This window comes from Ruegeria sp. BHSC026, assembly GCF_059613065.1.
In genome coordinates this window covers 325,291-342,244 of the sequence record NZ_JBXWRV010000003.1, presented here as the reverse complement: position 1 = coordinate 342,244, position 16,954 = coordinate 325,291, and the positions used below count along the sequence as shown (strand labels likewise).

Genomic DNA, 16,954 nt, shown 5'->3' with positions numbered 1-16,954 from the left:
TGACGGAAAAAACAGCACTGATCGGCAATCCCGGTTCCCGCATGCGGCAGCTCTATCAAAAGCGAAACCGTGCGCTCGCCAGGCTTGAACTGACCAGGGCAGAGTTCAAAAAGGCTCAGCTGCGATTGAGTAGGCGGTCAGGCATGGTTGTGCGACTGATAGCGGCCGGATAGGCAGAGGGTTTTTTTTATTCTCCTGTGCGCCACGTTACAGCAAAGCTAGTCGCGTGTTCGGTATCGAGACGACTGCACCACAAGCACTGTCAGCAAGGGCACTGCGACCGAAATAATGCCTACGACAATCAGCAAGTAGCCTAGTTCGGAGTAATCGGCCGACGAAGTCCGTACTCCCGTAGCCGGGTCAACGGCCTCACGTGTAACCAAGAAAACCTTGTTGAGATACTTCGTACCCAAGCTGCTGGCCGAAAGCGCCATATTCGTGAAAGACGCCATGACCGCAAAGAACGTTGCCTTCAGGTCGGCCGGCGCGTTGCGCGCGATCCAGGCCAGCATCGGCACCATCGCGATCTGCGCCAGCGGCGACTCGATCGCGGTATCCAGAATGGCGATGAACCGCGCGTCGACGACTCCACCGGTATGCGCCGCGGTCCATTCCTGGATCCCATAATAAAGACCGATATTCGGCAATGCCAGGATACCGGATGCGATCGTCAGCAGGACGATGATATAGGCGATCGACCGGCTCGCCATCATGGGGCGCAACACGATCAACCCCAGTAAGGCCAGCAGCGAGGTGATCAGTGAAAGGATCGAAAGGAACCGCTCGTCGAACTCGAGCACGTCGATTTCGAACCATATCTGCCCCGGCCCGGGCAGCGGCACGGCCCGGAACACGAAAATGATCGCTGCTGTTCCGATCAGGGCGCGCGCGGCATCGGGGCGAAGTTCCTGAAGAAGCTGCCTCATCAGGAACAGGATCACGGTCATCGAAGTCACAAAAACGATCTCTTGCGCGTAGATGAGGTCCGACGTGCCCAACCAGATACTCAGGACGACGAAGGTCAGGCCACCCCCCAGGATTTGCCAGTTGACGTGCGTCACCGCGTCCGGGCGCCTTTGGGCCACCCCTTGTTCAGCGCGGCGATGCTGCACGATCATGTGCAGCACCACGCCACTGACCGAAATCACGGGGATGGCAAGGGCGATCAGGTAAACACGGCCATACAGATCAAGTCGCGCGTCTTGTGGCAGGTCTTCTGCCCCCGAAAACATCCAGATATTCACGGCGGCTACTGCGACAAGGCCCGATATGATAGCAACGCGGCCCAGCGTCTGCATCGTCGTATGCATGGCGCGCGCCTGCCCCTCGTCGAAAGGTTGGCCCGCTTCGTTAAGGGCGGGCACGGCTTCGACCGTCATGGCATCGGCGACGACGTCCTGGATTGCATAGCCCGCCGGCGCAAGCAGAACGGCGATGACATACCATTCACTCAGCGGAAGCAACGCACGCATTTCATCCGGCCGCGAAACGATGCCATACATGATCAGCAGCGACAGCGTTATCAAACCCGCGCCGAAAAGGATAAGCAGCGCTTTCCACCGCCAGAATATGTCAACCAAATGCCCCATTGGCATCTTCAACACCCATGGCAACCCGGCCCAGAATGCCAGTCCGGCCACGAATTCCGCCGAGAGCGAAAGGTACTCCTTGAGAAAGAACGCCCCCACGACCGAGGTCAGACCGGATACACCCGCCGCGAAATAAACCATCAGAGGCGGCAGGTAGGACCAGCGCATCTGTTGCGCGGGGTCTACAAAGACGCGGTAAAAAGCACCTTTGTGTTCTGAACTTCTGTCATCTTCTTGTGATGGCATCAGGCTTTTTCCATGCGAGGCTTGTTTGTGTACGGGATCGAGCTTCTCAAGCATTCTGATCCCACACCCGCAGTTTTCAGACCACATAGGTCCGCAAGGATAATTGAAAAAAGGATCGAGTTATCAAGCGTCGGTGATGCCATTCGAAAGAAAAAATCCTTCAACAACCAAGCGTAGCCATTTGGGGCAACGAGTTATAGCCATCTATCCATGGCGGCCCGCACCACGGTCAAAGCACAGTGCGCGAAAGCCGCTTGAACCGCAGGCCTGAATATTCCCTGCCGTGCTCGATGCACGTTTCCATTTCGAAGCGACAGCGGATACCATCAGGCGTAACAACGATAGGGTCATCTTCATCCGCACAGGGTTCGATCCTGTGGCGAACAAATTTCTCCCCATACTGTCTGGGCGGAAGCCGGCCCTCTATAAATGCCTGAATTTCAGTGGTGCCCCTTATGTCTCCGAACTCGGAGGCCGTCGACCAGAGACCGTCGGGGTGAAACAGGCGAGCGGCTGCCGTACCATCGCGACGATCCACGCAATCAAGAAATCGCATCAGAAGAGACCTTCGCGAATTCCGCGCGGCATGCGTTGTGTGGGTGCTGCCAGACGAATGCGAACCAGTCTCCACATGGACAGAATGGCTGTCCCTTAATCGGCGCAGAGACTCCGCCACTCGGCAAGTGCGGCGGCCCGGTTCGACTTGAAGTTTGGTCTGGAGGAAAGCGTGCGCTCCGAATTGAACAGGTTATAGATCGAGGCATGGACGGCGACGAATTTCTGCAAACTTCGCATCCGCCGGAAGCGAAGCATCGCCCGCTCTCGTCGTCGGAACAGCAGATGTGAATTCTCAGCGCGATTGTTGAGCCAGCGCCCCGTTTCCTGGCGATGGTCGGCACCGATATCTTTCAGGGCAGCGCCGTATGACCGGAGCCGGTCGGTCACGATTACGTCAGGTCGGCCATGCTTCCGCATTGCTTTTCTTAGGAATTTCAATGCCGCTTTCTTATCTCTGGTCTTGGTGACAAAGCTTTCGCGCACCTCGCCCTCGTGATCCACGGCCCGCCACAGATAGTGTCTTTCGCCGTTGATCTTCACGAACATCTCGTCCAGATGCCATCGCCACTGGCTCGCCTTCATCCCCTCGACCCGTCGTTTTCTGATCTCGTTGGCAAACATAGGCCCAAACCTGTGCCACCAAAACCGAACGGCTTCATGGCTCACGTCGATGCCGCGCTCATGCAGCAGATCTTCCACATTCCGAAGCGACAGTGGGAACCGAACATACAACATCACCGCCAGACGGATGATTTCTGGACTGGTTTTGAAATAGCGAAACGGCGATCGTTGGGTCATGGTGCGAACGCTACAAAACCGCCCTTCTCGCCTCAAGTCAGTTTGCCTTGACGGTGCCCAGCGAATGTCTCCTTCGAGCGGAGAGCAGTCGCTATTCAACCAGCGCCCCGTTTCCTGGCGATGGCCAGCGCCAACTTCCTTCAGTGCAGCACCATAGGATCTGAGCCTGTCGGTCACGATGACTTCCGGGCGTCCATGCTTGCGCATTGCTTTCTTTAGAAATTTCAGCGCGGCCTTCTTGTCACGTGTCTTCGTGACGAAGCTTTCCAAAACCTCGCCCTCGTGATCAACCGCACGCCAAAGGTAATGGCGTTCGCCATTGATCTTCACGAACATCTCATCCAGGTGCCAGCGCCAGCGGCTCGAACGCATGCCCTCTATCCGCCGCTTCCGGATCTCGGCGGCAAACATCGGGCCAAACCTGTGCCACCAAAACCGCACGGTTTCGTGGCTGACATCGATCCCGCGCTCGTGAAGCAGATCTTCGACATTTCGCAACGAAAGCGGGAAACGGACCTACAGCATCACAGCCAAGCGGATGATTTCTGGGCTGGTTTTTAAATAGTGAAACCGCAATCTTATGGTCATAGGGCAACGCTACAAAACAGCCCTACCCGCCTCAAGCCGGTTTCCTCTGACAAGACCCGATATTGAGGCCGATGGCCGGGAACAGGTAGCTGGTAACCAGCGAGCCGCCGATCCCGATCAGGATGTCACGGCCCAGTCCAGAGCCGGCCCCCTTGACAATCAGGGTCGACACCCAGCCGACGACCGCGCCGACCACCACAGCAATCAAGAGCCCTGAAACGAGCCCCATACCGGTGCCCAGCGCTTCGGGCGGCACCTGAGCAAAGGCGGGCGTCGCCAGAAAGCCAAGTGCAGGTGGCATCATATGTTTCTTCATTGAGAAGTCTCCCTCCCTGAACGGCCAAAACTGCCGGATCAACCCACGCAAGTGTGGCGCAGACCATCACATCCGCGTCACACCTGATTTGCCTGCTTGGTTGGTTACAATCTACCGTTGCGCAGATTGAAGACCTGACCACGAGAGTTCGTCCCGCAAATTACGTGACGGTGGCCCGAGGCCATCTCGATATAGTAGTTGTCGGACCCTTCCTGGCCGGCCTTGATGATGTGAACGTCCCGCGCTCTGACACCAAAGCTGGATGAAACCTCGTCTCTGCAGCCTGCAATCGCGGCAGCGGGCACTCTGACTTCGCGGACTTTGTTTCGCTTGTGCGCGAGGTTGTTCTCACGCTCTTTATGTCCGGCCGCGTAGCCTTCGCTGTAAGCGCGGGTGCCGTAGCCCGTATCGAACTGCTCATTGTGCAAACCGTCCCGGTATCCCGCCTCGAACATCGCCGTCTCGTGGTGTCCTTGAGGTCTGTATCCTTCCTGATAATGATTTTCGTGATGCGCGAGGGCCGCAATGCCAAGGATCGCAGCCGCGGCCAAGGCCGCCTTTTCCTTGTCGGACATCGCAGCACCAGGAATCGCTGATCCGACGAACAACGAGCCAGCAACCAGGCCCGTAACTAGAATTCGCATGATTTCCTCCTATACCTAGCGATTCAACTGAAAATTGTACGCGAAGTGGCGACCAAGAAGGACGCATTTCGCACCCGTAACAGTGTCATTGGATTGGATCCTCTGGCACAAGGAATGTTGGAACGAGGTCTTCTGTGCAGCCAGAATTCACTGGTTCGCCCGGTTGATCGAAAAAGGCTGCAGCGACGTCTCTGGCGCATTGTGAGAACAACGTTGCCCCATGCCCCGTGTTTGGAAAACGGACGAACTGTGACCCGACCGAGTTGACCGCCGCCAGCTCTGCCCATGACGTCGCTGTCCGGATGCCGTGCGTTCCAGTGAAAATCATCACAGCAATACCATGACTTCTTGTTGCGAGACCCCACCGGCCTGAGAGCAACGCCTGATCCATCAGTTCGCCGCAGAGCGAATTTGTTCCATTACGGCGTCGCAGTCAGACGTACTTCCCACAACGGCACCAGGCGCTGTCTCACCGGACATCTCGGCAAGGTCGGCCGCTGCGCGGGTGAGGATCTGGTCCACCTGGTCAGGGGCCAAAAGTCCCTCCTCCTGCGCGGCAATCACGGTCGAGCAGACGCCGGCTGACATACCCGTCGCAATACCCGCACCTGCGGCCGAGCCTCCGACGATCGCCCCACCGAAGAGGGCTCCCGCGACCAGTCCAATAACCAGCCCGACAATTCCAATCAGTATTTTACCCATGTCTTCTTGCCTTTCTCAAAAACAGCGGCCTTCAGGGCCACAACAAATTGAGGATGAAAACCGCGGCACCGATTCCAAAGAACAGCGGCCAACTCCATCTCGGGCCACCGTCCTTGTGCGGGACATAAAGACCCGCTTTGTGCATGCCGATCATCACGACAAATATGAGGACGCCCGTTACAAGCGCATGTGCGAGGTCAAAGTGCATCTGGCCCTCCCTTGTTAGGTTGTTCACTGCGGGGTCTGCCGCCGTGAACGTATCGACAAAGCAATGTCAGGATCGTGATATTCAGCAACGGCGACAGGGTTGCTATCCACGGGAGCAACGGTTCGGGAAATCCGTCCGTCCAAAGAACCCATGGCAGACCAAGCGGCATCAGAAAGACGCCTGCCAGGGGATCGCGCTCCTGACCGAAGAGCCCAAAGGCTCCGATCAGGAGCAACGCCAGAGCTACGAGGTACATCGCCCAGGCGATCCGGATGATCCACTTGCAGAGTTTCAACAGTCCTCGGCGGGCAGCATCGTGATGTTGGAATAGCGTCCGTCCGCCGTGGTGATCGCTGCGCATGATCCTGTCGTGCGATTGAACCAATAGCTCGTCAGACCTTCGCTGCGGATCAGTTCGTATCCGCGCGCCTGCAGCCCACCCTCGGCCTGGCCTGCACGTGCGCCGACGAAGTCGGAGAGATCTCCCGCGCCGCCTGTGCTCGCCGGTGCCGAAGTGCCGCCCGTGTCTTCGACGCATCCCGCGAGCGCGAGCAGCGCTACTGCGCCGGCCATCATTCTGAATTCATTTCTCATTGTGTCTCTTCCACTCCTTTCATGTGAGATTGCTTCGTTACGATTGGCCAGTGGATGCTGACCAAGTTTACTGTCTGCCGTCTTGATGACCCGGCGTTGTCTCATTCAATCCCGAAGATGACATTGTATGATTGAGCACCATTTGCGGTGTTGTAGACTTCGACCACATGGTCTCCTGACTGCCAGAGCTGTCCACGATACTCTTGCGTCGCATTCATTTCATCCAGCAACACGGAACCGTCCGGGTTGTAGATTACGTACGTCATTCCGGGTCCGTTCGCGGCGAGACGGAAATACAGAAACTGACCGTCGCGCGCGCCAAGGATGTAGCGCCGGCTCTCTTGCGGCAGAAGAGAGCCCGTGAGTTCCGCTCCGGAGCTACCTACGGGGAACTTTATGATCACGGTCGACCCGCCGCTTCCCGATGCCCCCGCGGCGGTGCCTGACGACGCTGAACCGCCGCTAATGCCAGAGGCAGGATCGTTGCTGCCTTCGATCAGAAAGTCACCCGCAGCCCACCCCTCGTAGCCCGGGTCGGCCAGCGTGGCGACGCGGCACCAGCGGCGGCCCTCTTGCATCCGGCAGCCCAAGTTGCGCACGTTTTGCCCGTTGTTGAGGCGCGTCACCAGGCTCGCGCCCGAGGAAGGGCCCGAACGCAAGTTCAAGGTGCCGCCCGAGGTGGCTACCTTGTAGAAATCCGGGCCGCCCTGCAGGCCGTCCGCATAATCGGCCTGCACCCTGTCGCCGGTTTCGCCCTCGATGCTGATCGCTATCATGTAGTCAGATACTTCGTCCCGCCGCGCTGCGCTGCGCATCATGTAGACCGACACGGTGTACTCGCCGGAGGCAGGCAGAACCCCGTCAAAGATGTTCAGATCAGGCACCATCGCCCCCATGAACTGGCTGTTGACCAATGCCTCGTCACCCGGGCCCCTGCCGGGAACGTAGACGTTGAAATAGGTGGCGGTGTTTGACGGTTCGAGCCGGACTTTCATCCGTTGGCCCGCTTCGGCGCCGATCCGGTAGAGGACACTCTCATAGCCGGTTACGGAATCGTTGATAACCGTGCCAGACGTACCAGCAGCAAATCGGACATATTCGGTGCGCATCTCATCCTGCGCAAGCGCGGGTGACAATCCGCCGAAGGCCGCTGCCGCCAGACCGAGCGCGGCGGCGGCGGTAAGGTTGGTGAAGAGCTGAATGCCGGGAGTCATATTGCAAATCCTCAATGGATTTCGGGAGTAACGCACGTGACCACAGCTTAGAGTGTTGGCACTATCATGCGGATCAATGCCGACATCCCCCCAGAATGACCACTAGTCATCGATCATGTTTGCAACTGACTCGGGAATAGTCTATCCATTTGGCGCAGAGGTTATCCAAAAACCGCTGCGAAGTTGGAAATGTTTGATCCGACCGCACATGCTCGAAATCCGCCTGTTGGGCTCGGTCCCCGCGTACTATGCCAGACCGCGGATGATGAATTGCCGACCGGGCTCGGGGGATTCCGGCTGAGCGCCTATTACAGCGGCGAACGGTCCAAGCTGTCGAGGCGCCAGTTCACGGGCAAATCCACCCTCAAACTGCGCGATCCGACGGATGGCGAGGCAGCCGTCGCGATCAGCGATATCGCATTATTGAGCCTCGCCTATGTCAGATCGACCGGACATGACGTTGTCGTGCGGGAACTGCAGCGGGCCAACCTTCTGGTCCCGGTCACCGGCACGCTGGCCAGCCGAAACGAACAGATGCGGTTCGAGCGCAAGAGCGAGCCATGGATCCTGTTTGGCCGCGGGACGCGCGAAACGACGACCCTTCCCACGCAGGAGGCACCTTACCAGGCCTTCGTGCTGTCCATGCCGCCCCAGGTCCTTGGTGACCGCCTCGCACGCATGGAAGCGCAGGGCGGCATGCTCTGTGGAGACGCGTTCCGGGATGACGATCTGCATCTGGCCCGCATTACGCTCACATTGGCTGCAGAGGTGTCCCTTTGCGCGGATATGGAAATGGACATGCGCTTGGCCGAGGCATGGGGGACGATAGTGCTCGACCAGCTCAACCGCTGCGTTGACGCGCACCTCGGTACCGGCGCGAATGAGTCGTCCGGCCCCAAGGAAAACCCGTCTCTCAGGCACGTCAGAAGGGCCGAAGAACTGATACACAAGCGCCCCAACGAGATCGAGGGGCTTCCGGACATCGCCCTCCATGTCGGCGTGTCCGAGCGAACGCTTCAGGCCGCCTTTCGCAAGGTTCGCGGAGCCACGCCGATGCAAGTGCTGGCACAGGCAAGGCTGCATTGCGCAAGGCGTGCGCTGCTCGACCGCGACGGTCCGAAAACGGTGTCGGACGTCTGCTCAATGTGCGGCATCGAGCATCACGGGCGATTCAGCAAGCTCTACAAAGAGGTCTTTGGTGAACACCCCGTCGCGACCCTTAATTCACGTTGGACAACATAACAGGAGAACTTCTCTTTTGACCGCCAATGCGCCATTCAAACGCAACGAGGCAAAAGCCAGCAAAGTCCGCATTGTAGTCATTGAGCGGAATTGAGCGAACGTCTGCCTTGAGCCCGAAGCTGCCGTTAATCTAGCTGGTTTGACGTAAATCATACCGCGTTTGCCGACGCCCGCTAAACTGCCCGTCCTATTAAACTGGATGGGAGAAAATTCGATGACCAAACGCAACTGGTTACCCGCATTTTTTGATGGCGAACGGGATGACGCCAATGATCCTTTCGGTGCTCTTCGAAAGCAAATGGATGAAATGCTCGAGGACTTTGGCAAGAAACTTCCCATGAAATCCGGCGGACTCTCTGTTCGTTCGAATGTCAGCGAGACGGAGAAAGAAGTCTGTATCACTGCCGAACTGCCAGGCATCAGCATGGAGGATGTCGATGTTTCGATTGAAGGAAACCGCATCTCCGTAAGCGGCGAGAAAGTTTCTGAAGAGGAAGAGAAGAAAGAGGACGAAGGCCGCCAGTTTCGCCGGGTCGAACGGATGTCCGGCTCCTTCCGGCGTGAGATGACTCTGCCGTTTGAGATTGACCCGGACAGCGTGAAAGCCCACGCAAAGGACGGCGTGCTGACCGTTACGATTCCAAAACCACCCGAGCAGGTGGCGAAAGCAAAAAAAATCAAAATCGAGTCTTCGGGATAAGTAATCATCCGAAAACTGAACAGAAGGTTCCCCGTCGGTTCGCACAAAGCGATCCGCCGGGGGACACTCGGCACGCGGTGCATTTGATGATCGGAATGAAGTCGTGAGGACAAAGTTTTACCGATTAGCTAGGGCCTTTCGCGTCTGCTTGCCCTGTTTGCGTTCGATCAAAGAGCCGTTGACGATTTTTTGCAAAAAGGAGTCCGATTTCATCGCGAAGAAGTATCTGTGGGAGGGGCTGCTGTGACTGATGGGCACTTAATATTCTCAAACCGCGATGATGCTGGACGCAGGCTTGCTGCAGAACTGGTTAAGCGGAGCTATGACGCACCAGTGGTCTTCGCATTGCCGCGCGGCGGCGTGCCGGTTGCTGCGGAAGTCGCAGAAGCTCTTGGTGCACCGCTTGATCTGATCCTCGTGAGGAAAATCGGTGCGCCGCGCAATCCGGAGGTCGCGCTTGCGGCAATCGTTGAGGGGGACCCACCCGAGCGGGTTATCAACGAAGAGGTGATGCGTCGGTCGGGTGCCGATCAGGCATATCTGGAGAGGGCCACCGAACAGCAAGTAGCCGAAATGCAGCGCCGTCGTGAAAGGTACTTGGGCGAGCGTGGCAGGTCCGATGTTGAAGGCAAGACGGCGATCGTTGTAGACGACGGTCTTGCAACGGGAGCCACAATGAAGGCTGCGCTGATCGCGCTGAAACGCTGGGGTGCTGAAAAGGTGGTGGTGGCCATACCCGTCGCGCCCGCCTCTGAAATACCTCGACTTCAAGAGATTGCGGATGAAGTGATCTGCTTGGTCCCGGACCCGCAGTTCCGTGGTGTTGGTGGCGCCTACGCCGATTTTCACCAACTCAGCGACGAAGAGACTGTCGGCTATTTACGCCGGGCATGGACTGTTGAGCAAGCAAGCGTGGACGGTCCGGTACTGAGCCGCACCGTTGAAATTTCTCCCTTGCGGTTGCTGGGTGATCTGGTCGTCCCGCCCGATCCGCGTGGCGTCATCCTATTTGCCCATGGTAGCGGGTCAAGCCGACTGAGCCCGCGCAACCGGGAAGTCGCGGAACGGCTGAACGAGCTCGGTTTTGCGACATTGCTCATGGACTTACTGACTGCGCAAGAGGCCGAGGACCGACGCAATGTTTTTGACATTCCTCTTTTGGCCGGGAGGTTGCTTGACGCAGATCTGTGGATAGCATCGGAACCGGAACTGGGCGATCTGCCCCTTGGCCTGTTTGGAGCAAGCACAGGAGCGGGTGCTGCTTTGTTGGCTGCCGCCGAACTGAGCGGGCGTATTTCAGCTGTAGTATCCCGCGGGGGTCGTCCTGATCTCGCCGGGGAACGGCTTTCCGAGGTCATGGCGCCGACACTCCTAATTGTTGGAGGCAAGGATCTTCAGGTTCTGGAACTCAACCGCAGCGCCCTCGCAGAGCTGCGCTGTGAAAAACAATTGCGGATCGTACCGGGCGCTGGCCATCTGTTTGAAGGGCCAGGTGAGTTGGAGAAAGTTACCGATATAGCTGGCGCCTGGTTCCAGCACTATTTGGTCAAGTCGGAGGCGCCTCTTGTGCCTCCCCCGACAGAGGAACGGGTGCCCGCCACTCCGAATGAGGTCGTCCGCGCCGCATGCGAGGCCTTGCCTGAGTTGGACGATCCGAACTTCGGCACTGCATTTGATCGTTATGGCGCGGCTCGGGTCGTTTTGCTCGGAGAGTCGTCGCACGGAACATCGGAATTCTACCGCGCCCGCGCAGCGATAACGCGTCGGCTAATCGAGGAGCATGGCTTCAACATTGTCGCTGTTGAAGCAGATTGGCCTGACGCCGCAGTCCTTGATCGCCGCGTACGAGGGTTGCCTGAGCGGAGCCGCAACGTATCTGCGTTTTCGCGTTTCCCTGTTTGGATGTGGCGCAACCGTGATGTGGATGACTTCATCTCTTGGCTTTGCGCTTACAACACCAAGCTGCCAGACGCGAAACGCGTTCGTTTCCAAGGGTTGGATATTTACAGCATGTTCAACTCGATCGCGGAAGTTTTGTCTTATCTGGACACTCACGACCCTGCAGCCGCAGCGCTCGCGCGGCGGCGGTACGAATGTCTTGCGCCTTGGTCAAACGAGCCCGCAGCCTATGGTCGCGAAGCTTTGTCCCGTGGCCACGCACTGTGCGAGGAGCCCGTTACGCGGGTCTTGGTTGACTTACTTACAAGAGAGCTTTCTCAGGCGCGGCGCAATGACGACAACTTGTTCAATGCAGTGCAGAACGCCCGGGTCGTCGCCGGTGCCGAGCAGTACTATCGAATGATGTACTACGGTTCGGCCGAAAGCTGGAACTTGCGGGACATGCACATGTTCCAAACCTTGAAGCAGATAATGGACCATGTTGGACCGGACGCGAGGGCCGTGGTCTGGGCGCACAATTCTCACATCGGCGACGCAAGGGTCACTGACATGGGGGCGAACCGAGGCGAGTTCAACATTGGCCAGCTTTGTCGTGAAGAATGGGGCGAAGACGCCGCCCTCATCGGATTTGGAACCCATACCGGCACAGTGGCCTGCGCGTCGGACTGGGATGGCCCTATGGAGATCAAGGCAGTGCGTCCATCGCGTCCTGACAGCCATGAGGGGGTCTGCCATTCCGCTGGGGGCGAGCGCTTTCTGCTCGACCTGCGGCCCGGGGTTAATGAGGCGCTCCGATCCGCAATGTCAGAGCCGCGGCTTGAACGGTACATCGGCGTGATCTATCGGCCAGAGACCGAGAGATGGAGCCACTACAGCCATGCGATCCTCTCGTCTCAATACGACGGTTATGTCTGGTTTGACCGCACACAAGCTGTGGTGCCGTTACCTGCGGAACCCGTGCCTGGGTCGAAGGATACCTTCCCGTTCGGTCTGTGAGACGATCCCTAATTATCGGACAGTGCTGCCACATAGATATGACTCCGCAGTCCTCGAATACATGCGGTCCAAGGTCGGGTTGGGCGCGGCCGTGGGCGGTCTTGTTCCGCATCATTGCTAGCCAAATCTCTGTGGCGAAGACCAAAAAACAATCTGTCGGCGTAAATTTTGGCTCTCTGCAAAAATGGTCCTCATGGTGCGAAGCAACCCCGGAATGGAACCGAGGCAATTTTTTGGAATGGCGGTTTGTCCGCGCTTCAGCCGTTCGCCAATTATTGATGAACGTCCGCTGCCGCTGAAAGCAGGCGTTGACCATCGAAACGATGCAGTACGGGATCGCTGGACTGTGCGCTGCTGCAACGACTCGCTCATTATTGGATTCAGGAGCGCAAGGCATTCCGAGAGCGGGGTAAAATTGAACCCATTTATGGATTTGGGCAACGGGCCTTCGAAGCAAAGCCTCAGAAATTGTATATCACGCAGCCTGAGCGCCAGAATCCGGGTGGACCCTGCTCGGACTCATGAATATCGTTTGGGTCCAAACTGAGTTTGAGGGCGGCATGGCAAAGGCGAAAGCTAGAAACTGGGCGCAACAACTAAATTGATCGCGATCAAGTCTGATTTTGCGACCAAGCGTTAGCCTTATACGCAGACATATTTTCTAACCTAACCATTTGAATACGAAGGAGAGCAGATTTGGCTACCTCTGAAGACAAGGGCTGGGACGCCATCGTCATCGGATCGGGCATGGGGGGCATGGCCGCAGCCGCCGCGCTGTCGAAGCTTGGGCACAAGGTCCTTCTTTTGGAGCAGTACCACACGCTTGGAGGTCTGACCCACAGCTTCTCCATCGAAGGTTTCTCCTGGGATGCAGGCATCCATTACCTCAATTGCGTCGCCCCTGAAGATCGCGAGCGCCACATGCTGGACTGGCTGTCGGACACGCCGATCGAGTTCACCTCAATGGGTTCGATTTATGACAACCTGCATATCGGAGATGCGGCGCCGCTTTCCCTGTCGCGACCTTACGAGGCGCAGGAGCGCGATCTTAAGGATCGGTTTCCGGGCGAGGCCAAGGCAATCGAAGCGTGGATCTCTGCGCTCAAGGAAGGCAGGCAGGCGTCCTTCACGGCCACCTCCACGCGTGCGATGCCTGAGATCATTGGGTCGGCCATGAAGTGGTGGCATAGCCACGCCATCGACCTTTGGTGCAAGCGTACGACGCAAGAGGTTATCGACGAGATTACCGACAACCCCGATCTGGCCGCCGCCTTCGCCGCGCAGTGGTTCGACCACGGCGGCAGACCCAGCAAAGCAAGCTTTGCGATGCATGCCCTGATTACAGGCTCTTATCTTGAGAGCGGTGCATGGTATCCGTCTGGCGGAGGCGCGTCCTTAGCAAAGCACATCCTGCCGACGATCACAAAGACAGGGGGAGAGGCGCGGGCAAACACCAGAGTCGAAACGCTGGTCATCGATGATGGGCGTGCCGTTGGCGTCCGCACGGCAGAGAGAGAGGAAATCCGCGCAAAGTTCGTGATCTCCAATATCGGGGCGCGCGAGACCGTAAACTCGCTTTTACCCGAGGGGAGCGGACATCAGGACTGGATCGAAGAAGTCAACGCGTTGCCCCACTCGGTGGCCCATTTCAGTCTGTTTATGGGCTTTGAGGGCAATATCGAGGATGCCGGAGCGACCCGCTCGAACCACTGGATATATCCAAGTGGAAAAGTGGACGTCGTCTGGACCGATGCACCCGACAATCCACCCCAAGGCATGTTCGTTTCGTTTGCTTCGCTAAAGGACAGTTCGCACGAACCCGGCCTGTCTCGGAAATACGCCGGAGAGATTGTGGCGTGGACCGACTGGTCGGTGGTGGAGAAATGGGCCGGGCTGGAGCCGGGTGCGCGCGGCGAGGACTACCGGGAGTTTAAGGCAAAGGTCGAGGATATACTGTTCGCGCAGTTCGAGACATATTTCCCCGACCTTGCCAAACTCGTGGTGTTTCGCAACCTATCGACGCCCCTCTCCACCGAGGCGATCACGGGACATCATCACGGCGGTTTCTACGGCATAGACGTCACGCCTGAACGCGTGCTGAGTGGCGCACTTCAGGCAAAGACCCCGGTGCCGGGCCTTGTCCTTTCAGGTCAGGACGTTTTGACCCCGGGCATTCCCGGAGCCCTATGGGGTGGAATCTTCGCCGCGGCCAGCATTGACCCGAAGGTCTGGCGCGAACTTCCCAAATAGGTTGTGATTTCTATGCGACGCCGCCATGGAACGGCTGCAATAGCAGACTTGCAGTAGGCAAATTTGAACTCCCGCGTTGACGACCGGCTTTTTCAACAACATCTCCGCTGAGCAGTCGTTGGTGCTGCTGGCGGCCAACGGCAACTGTGAGCCCAATCCGGAAGCGGCCCTGTGCTAACGCTTGCAAGTGCAGCAATGCGAAGGCCAAAGTTACTAGCCGCGTCGCAAAGAGAAAAGCAGCCGTTCGTTCACGGTGCAGCGAGATTTGCAGCATCTATTCCCGCTGTGCGGACGGAACTGCCGTTCGCCGCAGTGCTGCATCACGGGTTGGTTAGCGGCATATAGCTTCCCTCGGCACCCCGTTTAATAGCCCCCACCCAGTGCGCGGCGTCGAGGACTTTACTCACGAAGGAACTAAAACCTGAATGAATCCTTCAGCCTGAAAAGACGCGGTTTCCGTCCATCCAGGTCTCGCTGACCTTTATGTTGGAAATATGCGTGGGTTCGACGGCACGGGGATCTTCTTCCAGTATCACCATATCGGCCAGTTTCCCCGCCTCGAGGCTTCCCAGCCTTTCTTCGTCGTGGCACTGCCATGCTGCATTCCATGTCAGCGACTTGATGGCCTGTTCGACGGTCACTCTTTCATTCGGTGCGAGAATTGTCTCCGGTTCCTTCCAGAGGTCGCGAGCAACTGCGACCCGGATCAGGTGTAATGCACTGAACGGAGAGACAGGCGCATCGCTGTGGGGTGTCCAGACAAGCCCCGCGCGCTCCACTGATCCGCAGCGGTCCAGCAGAAGCGATTTCTGGGGGCCAAAAACATCGTCGCGCATTGCCTGACCCCAGTAATAAACGTGATTCAGAAGAAAACTCGGATGTACGTCTAGGTAACCCATCCGAAAGATCTGATCGTCATGGAGGATAGAGGCGTGCTCTATGCGCGTGCGCCGACCGATCGTGTTCACACCCGCCCGGTTGGTCAGCTCGACCGCGTTCAGGATGGCGTCGATGGCAGCGTCGCCGTTTCCGTGCAAAGCAACCGGCCATCCCAGCTCGCTCAACTCTCGGTAACGCGAGACGATGTCCTCAGGTTCTACATAAAACTCGCCCAGAAGCGGTTCAGAGTGGTAGGGCGCTCGCTGGCGGCCGGTGAACCCCTGATTGGATCCGTCGGTGACCATTTTCCAACCCGCGACCCTGGCAAAGTCATTGCCATAGAAGGGCCGTATGGCCTTTGGATCGTTGGCGGGATCGTACATGTAAAAGCGCATCCGGCTTTTCATCCCACCATCGCCATACATCGAGAGAACGGCATCCACCTCTGACATGCCCGAGAGTGCACCGGTCCCCATATCGCACATTGTCGTTATGCCCAGCCGGGCCACGTCTTCGCTCAGGCGGACCGCCCCCTTACCAAAATCTGAGGATACCGCAGCCCGTATGCGCGGATTGGACAAAAGCGTGGGCAGAAACCCCGGCTGCCCATAGAGCACACCATTTGGTGTGCCATCTGCGTAACGACCAATGAGTGCTCCGGGCGCATCTCGCGTCTCTCTTGTGATCCCCGCGAGCTCCAGAAACCTCGTGTTGACATAAGCAATGTGGTTCGAGGCGTTCATGACAAACGCGGGTCTTTCAGGCGCAATCTGGTCCAGTTCGCGGGTCGTGAGTTCCCGGGCGGGCTCAAGCAGGCTTGGGTCGAACTGCCGCGCGATCAGCCATTGGTCAGGATCGCTGAGTTCGGTAGCGGCCTCACGAATTGCCGCCAGCGCACCTTCGAATGTGGGGTAGATGAAGGGTCCGACATCGGGGTATTCGCCAATAGCTGCAAAAATTGCCAGGTGCATGTGCGGTTCGATGAAACCCGGCATCATCGTTCGGCCATCGAGGTCCACAACCTCGGCGCGATCGCCAGCGAGGGCCATCATGTCGTCATTCGAGCCAGTGCCCAGAATGCGATTGCCCCGTGCCGCGACCGCTACATGCTGAGAGAAGGCATTATCAACCGGCAGAACGATCCCGCCGCGAAAGACGATTGTTCTCTCGGTTTGCGCCCGAACGTAAAAAGGTGTGGCGAGGCAAGCGGCGCCTGCTGCCGCCGATGTAATGAACTGACGTCTTTTAAGGGTCATCTTGCCCCGCCTCCGCTCTCCAGACAAAAGCATACCCAAAATTGATGAATTATGCGGTCGCCAAATCCAAGACACTAAACCGATATTTTAATTCCGTTCCGGGTTCGGAGCTGTCTTGTGGCGATGCAGCGGGGCGAGCTGCGACCCGGTCCGGACAGCAGACATTGCGAAAATTGAGATGATCCGGCGATTTGAACGACTTGGCCCAATACGCTGACATTCGGCTTTCGAAAGCCGTCGATCGCAAATTTCGGGTGGTCCGACGGTTCCGAGCC

At 57.8% G+C, this 16,954-nt stretch carries 14 protein-coding genes and 1 pseudogene; 4 read left to right on the top strand and 11 right to left on the bottom strand.

The genetic code is table 11. The features are described 5' to 3' along the window. Positions 1-218: 218 nt before the first annotated feature. The 10 genes and pseudogenes from AC2FME_RS06115 to AC2FME_RS06070 all read right to left on the bottom strand — a co-directional run bounded on the left by AC2FME_RS06115 (position 219) and on the right by AC2FME_RS06070 (position 7,457). On the bottom strand, positions 219-1,835 hold the full coding sequence (locus AC2FME_RS06115; RefSeq protein ID WP_496799928.1) for an MFS transporter: 1,617 nt from the start codon (positions 1,833-1,835) through the stop codon (positions 219-221). A 229-nt stretch (positions 1,836-2,064) separates the two neighbouring features. Next, entirely contained in the window at positions 2,065-2,391 is a 327-nt protein-coding gene (locus tag AC2FME_RS06110; protein WP_496713210.1) for a nuclear transport factor 2 family protein, read from the bottom strand. 95 nt (positions 2,392-2,486) lie between these two features. Continuing rightward, the gene (locus AC2FME_RS06105) at positions 2,487-3,191 is read right to left on the bottom strand and encodes an IS6 family transposase (RefSeq protein ID WP_496799927.1); all 705 of its coding nucleotides are present in this window, start codon (positions 3,189-3,191) and stop codon (positions 2,487-2,489) included. A 90-nt stretch (positions 3,192-3,281) separates the two neighbouring features. Continuing rightward, positions 3,282-3,779, bottom strand: a pseudogene (locus tag AC2FME_RS06100) (IS6 family transposase); the annotation flags it as partial. Between the two features lie 31 nt (positions 3,780-3,810). Beyond that, complete coding sequence (locus AC2FME_RS06095; protein ID WP_496799917.1) at positions 3,811-4,095, bottom strand: hypothetical protein; 285 nt, start codon at positions 4,093-4,095, stop codon at positions 3,811-3,813. 104 nt (positions 4,096-4,199) lie between these two features. Next, on the bottom strand, positions 4,200-4,739 hold the full coding sequence (locus AC2FME_RS06090) for a hypothetical protein (protein ID WP_496682738.1): 540 nt from the start codon (positions 4,737-4,739) through the stop codon (positions 4,200-4,202). Positions 4,740-5,129: 390 nt separating this feature from the next. Beyond that, a complete protein-coding gene (locus AC2FME_RS06085; protein ID WP_496795306.1) occupies positions 5,130-5,441 on the bottom strand; it encodes a hypothetical protein in 312 nt (103 codons plus the stop codon). A gap of 31 nt (positions 5,442-5,472) precedes the next feature. Next, complete coding sequence (locus tag AC2FME_RS06080) at positions 5,473-5,649, bottom strand: hypothetical protein (protein WP_496713206.1); 177 nt, start codon at positions 5,647-5,649, stop codon at positions 5,473-5,475. A gap of 291 nt (positions 5,650-5,940) precedes the next feature. Then, positions 5,941-6,243 carry a hypothetical protein gene (locus AC2FME_RS06075; protein ID WP_496713204.1) on the bottom strand — a complete coding sequence of 101 codons (303 nt, stop codon included), beginning with the start codon at positions 6,241-6,243 and terminating at the stop codon, positions 5,941-5,943. 101 nt (positions 6,244-6,344) lie between these two features. After that, a complete protein-coding gene (locus tag AC2FME_RS06070) occupies positions 6,345-7,457 on the bottom strand; it encodes an SH3 domain-containing protein (RefSeq protein ID WP_496799916.1) in 1,113 nt (370 codons plus the stop codon). 189 nt (positions 7,458-7,646) lie between these two features. On the opposite strand from AC2FME_RS06070, the gene AC2FME_RS06065 reads away from it, so the two are divergent. The 4 genes from AC2FME_RS06065 to AC2FME_RS06050 all read left to right on the top strand — a co-directional run bounded on the left by AC2FME_RS06065 (position 7,647) and on the right by AC2FME_RS06050 (position 14,544). Further along, a complete protein-coding gene (locus AC2FME_RS06065; protein WP_496743576.1) occupies positions 7,647-8,699 on the top strand; it encodes a helix-turn-helix transcriptional regulator in 1,053 nt (350 codons plus the stop codon). A 214-nt stretch (positions 8,700-8,913) separates the two neighbouring features. Continuing rightward, positions 8,914-9,399, top strand: a complete 486-nt coding sequence (locus tag AC2FME_RS06060; protein ID WP_496799915.1) for an Hsp20/alpha crystallin family protein — start codon at positions 8,914-8,916, stop codon at positions 9,397-9,399. Between the two features lie 243 nt (positions 9,400-9,642). After that, positions 9,643-12,294, top strand: coding sequence for an erythromycin esterase family protein (locus AC2FME_RS06055; protein WP_496799914.1), 2,652 nt, complete (start codon positions 9,643-9,645; stop codon positions 12,292-12,294). Between the two features lie 696 nt (positions 12,295-12,990). Beyond that, entirely contained in the window at positions 12,991-14,544 is a 1,554-nt protein-coding gene (locus AC2FME_RS06050; RefSeq protein ID WP_496799913.1) for a phytoene desaturase family protein, read from the top strand. 434 nt (positions 14,545-14,978) lie between these two features. Here AC2FME_RS06050 and AC2FME_RS06045 read toward each other — a convergent pair whose 3' ends face one another. Next, the gene (locus AC2FME_RS06045) at positions 14,979-16,679 is read right to left on the bottom strand and encodes an amidohydrolase (protein ID WP_496799912.1); all 1,701 of its coding nucleotides are present in this window, start codon (positions 16,677-16,679) and stop codon (positions 14,979-14,981) included. Between the last annotated feature and the right edge of the window lie 275 nt (positions 16,680-16,954).

What these genes read in the sequence shown, in the direction of transcription:
- AC2FME_RS06115 (WP_496799928.1), bottom strand. Translation starts at nt 1,835, where the DNA reads ATGCCATCACAAGAAGATGACAGAAGTTCAGAACACAAAGGTGCTTTT.
- AC2FME_RS06110 (WP_496713210.1), bottom strand. Translation starts at nt 2,391, where the DNA reads ATGCGATTTCTTGATTGCGTGGATCGTCGCGATGGTACGGCAGCCGCT.
- AC2FME_RS06105 (WP_496799927.1), bottom strand. Translation starts at nt 3,191, where the DNA reads ATGACCCAACGATCGCCGTTTCGCTATTTCAAAACCAGTCCAGAAATC.
- AC2FME_RS06095 (WP_496799917.1), bottom strand. Translation starts at nt 4,095, where the DNA reads ATGAAGAAACATATGATGCCACCTGCACTTGGCTTTCTGGCGACGCCC.
- AC2FME_RS06090 (WP_496682738.1), bottom strand. Translation starts at nt 4,739, where the DNA reads ATGCGAATTCTAGTTACGGGCCTGGTTGCTGGCTCGTTGTTCGTCGGA.
- AC2FME_RS06085 (WP_496795306.1), bottom strand. Translation starts at nt 5,441, where the DNA reads ATGGGTAAAATACTGATTGGAATTGTCGGGCTGGTTATTGGACTGGTC.
- AC2FME_RS06080 (WP_496713206.1), bottom strand. Translation starts at nt 5,649, where the DNA reads ATGCACTTTGACCTCGCACATGCGCTTGTAACGGGCGTCCTCATATTT.
- AC2FME_RS06075 (WP_496713204.1), bottom strand. Translation starts at nt 6,243, where the DNA reads ATGAGAAATGAATTCAGAATGATGGCCGGCGCAGTAGCGCTGCTCGCG.
- AC2FME_RS06070 (WP_496799916.1), bottom strand. Translation starts at nt 7,457, where the DNA reads ATGACTCCCGGCATTCAGCTCTTCACCAACCTTACCGCCGCCGCCGCG.
- AC2FME_RS06065 (WP_496743576.1), top strand. Translation starts at nt 7,647, where the DNA reads ATGTTTGATCCGACCGCACATGCTCGAAATCCGCCTGTTGGGCTCGGT.
- AC2FME_RS06060 (WP_496799915.1), top strand. Translation starts at nt 8,914, where the DNA reads ATGACCAAACGCAACTGGTTACCCGCATTTTTTGATGGCGAACGGGAT.
- AC2FME_RS06045 (WP_496799912.1), bottom strand. Translation starts at nt 16,679, where the DNA reads ATGACCCTTAAAAGACGTCAGTTCATTACATCGGCGGCAGCAGGCGCC.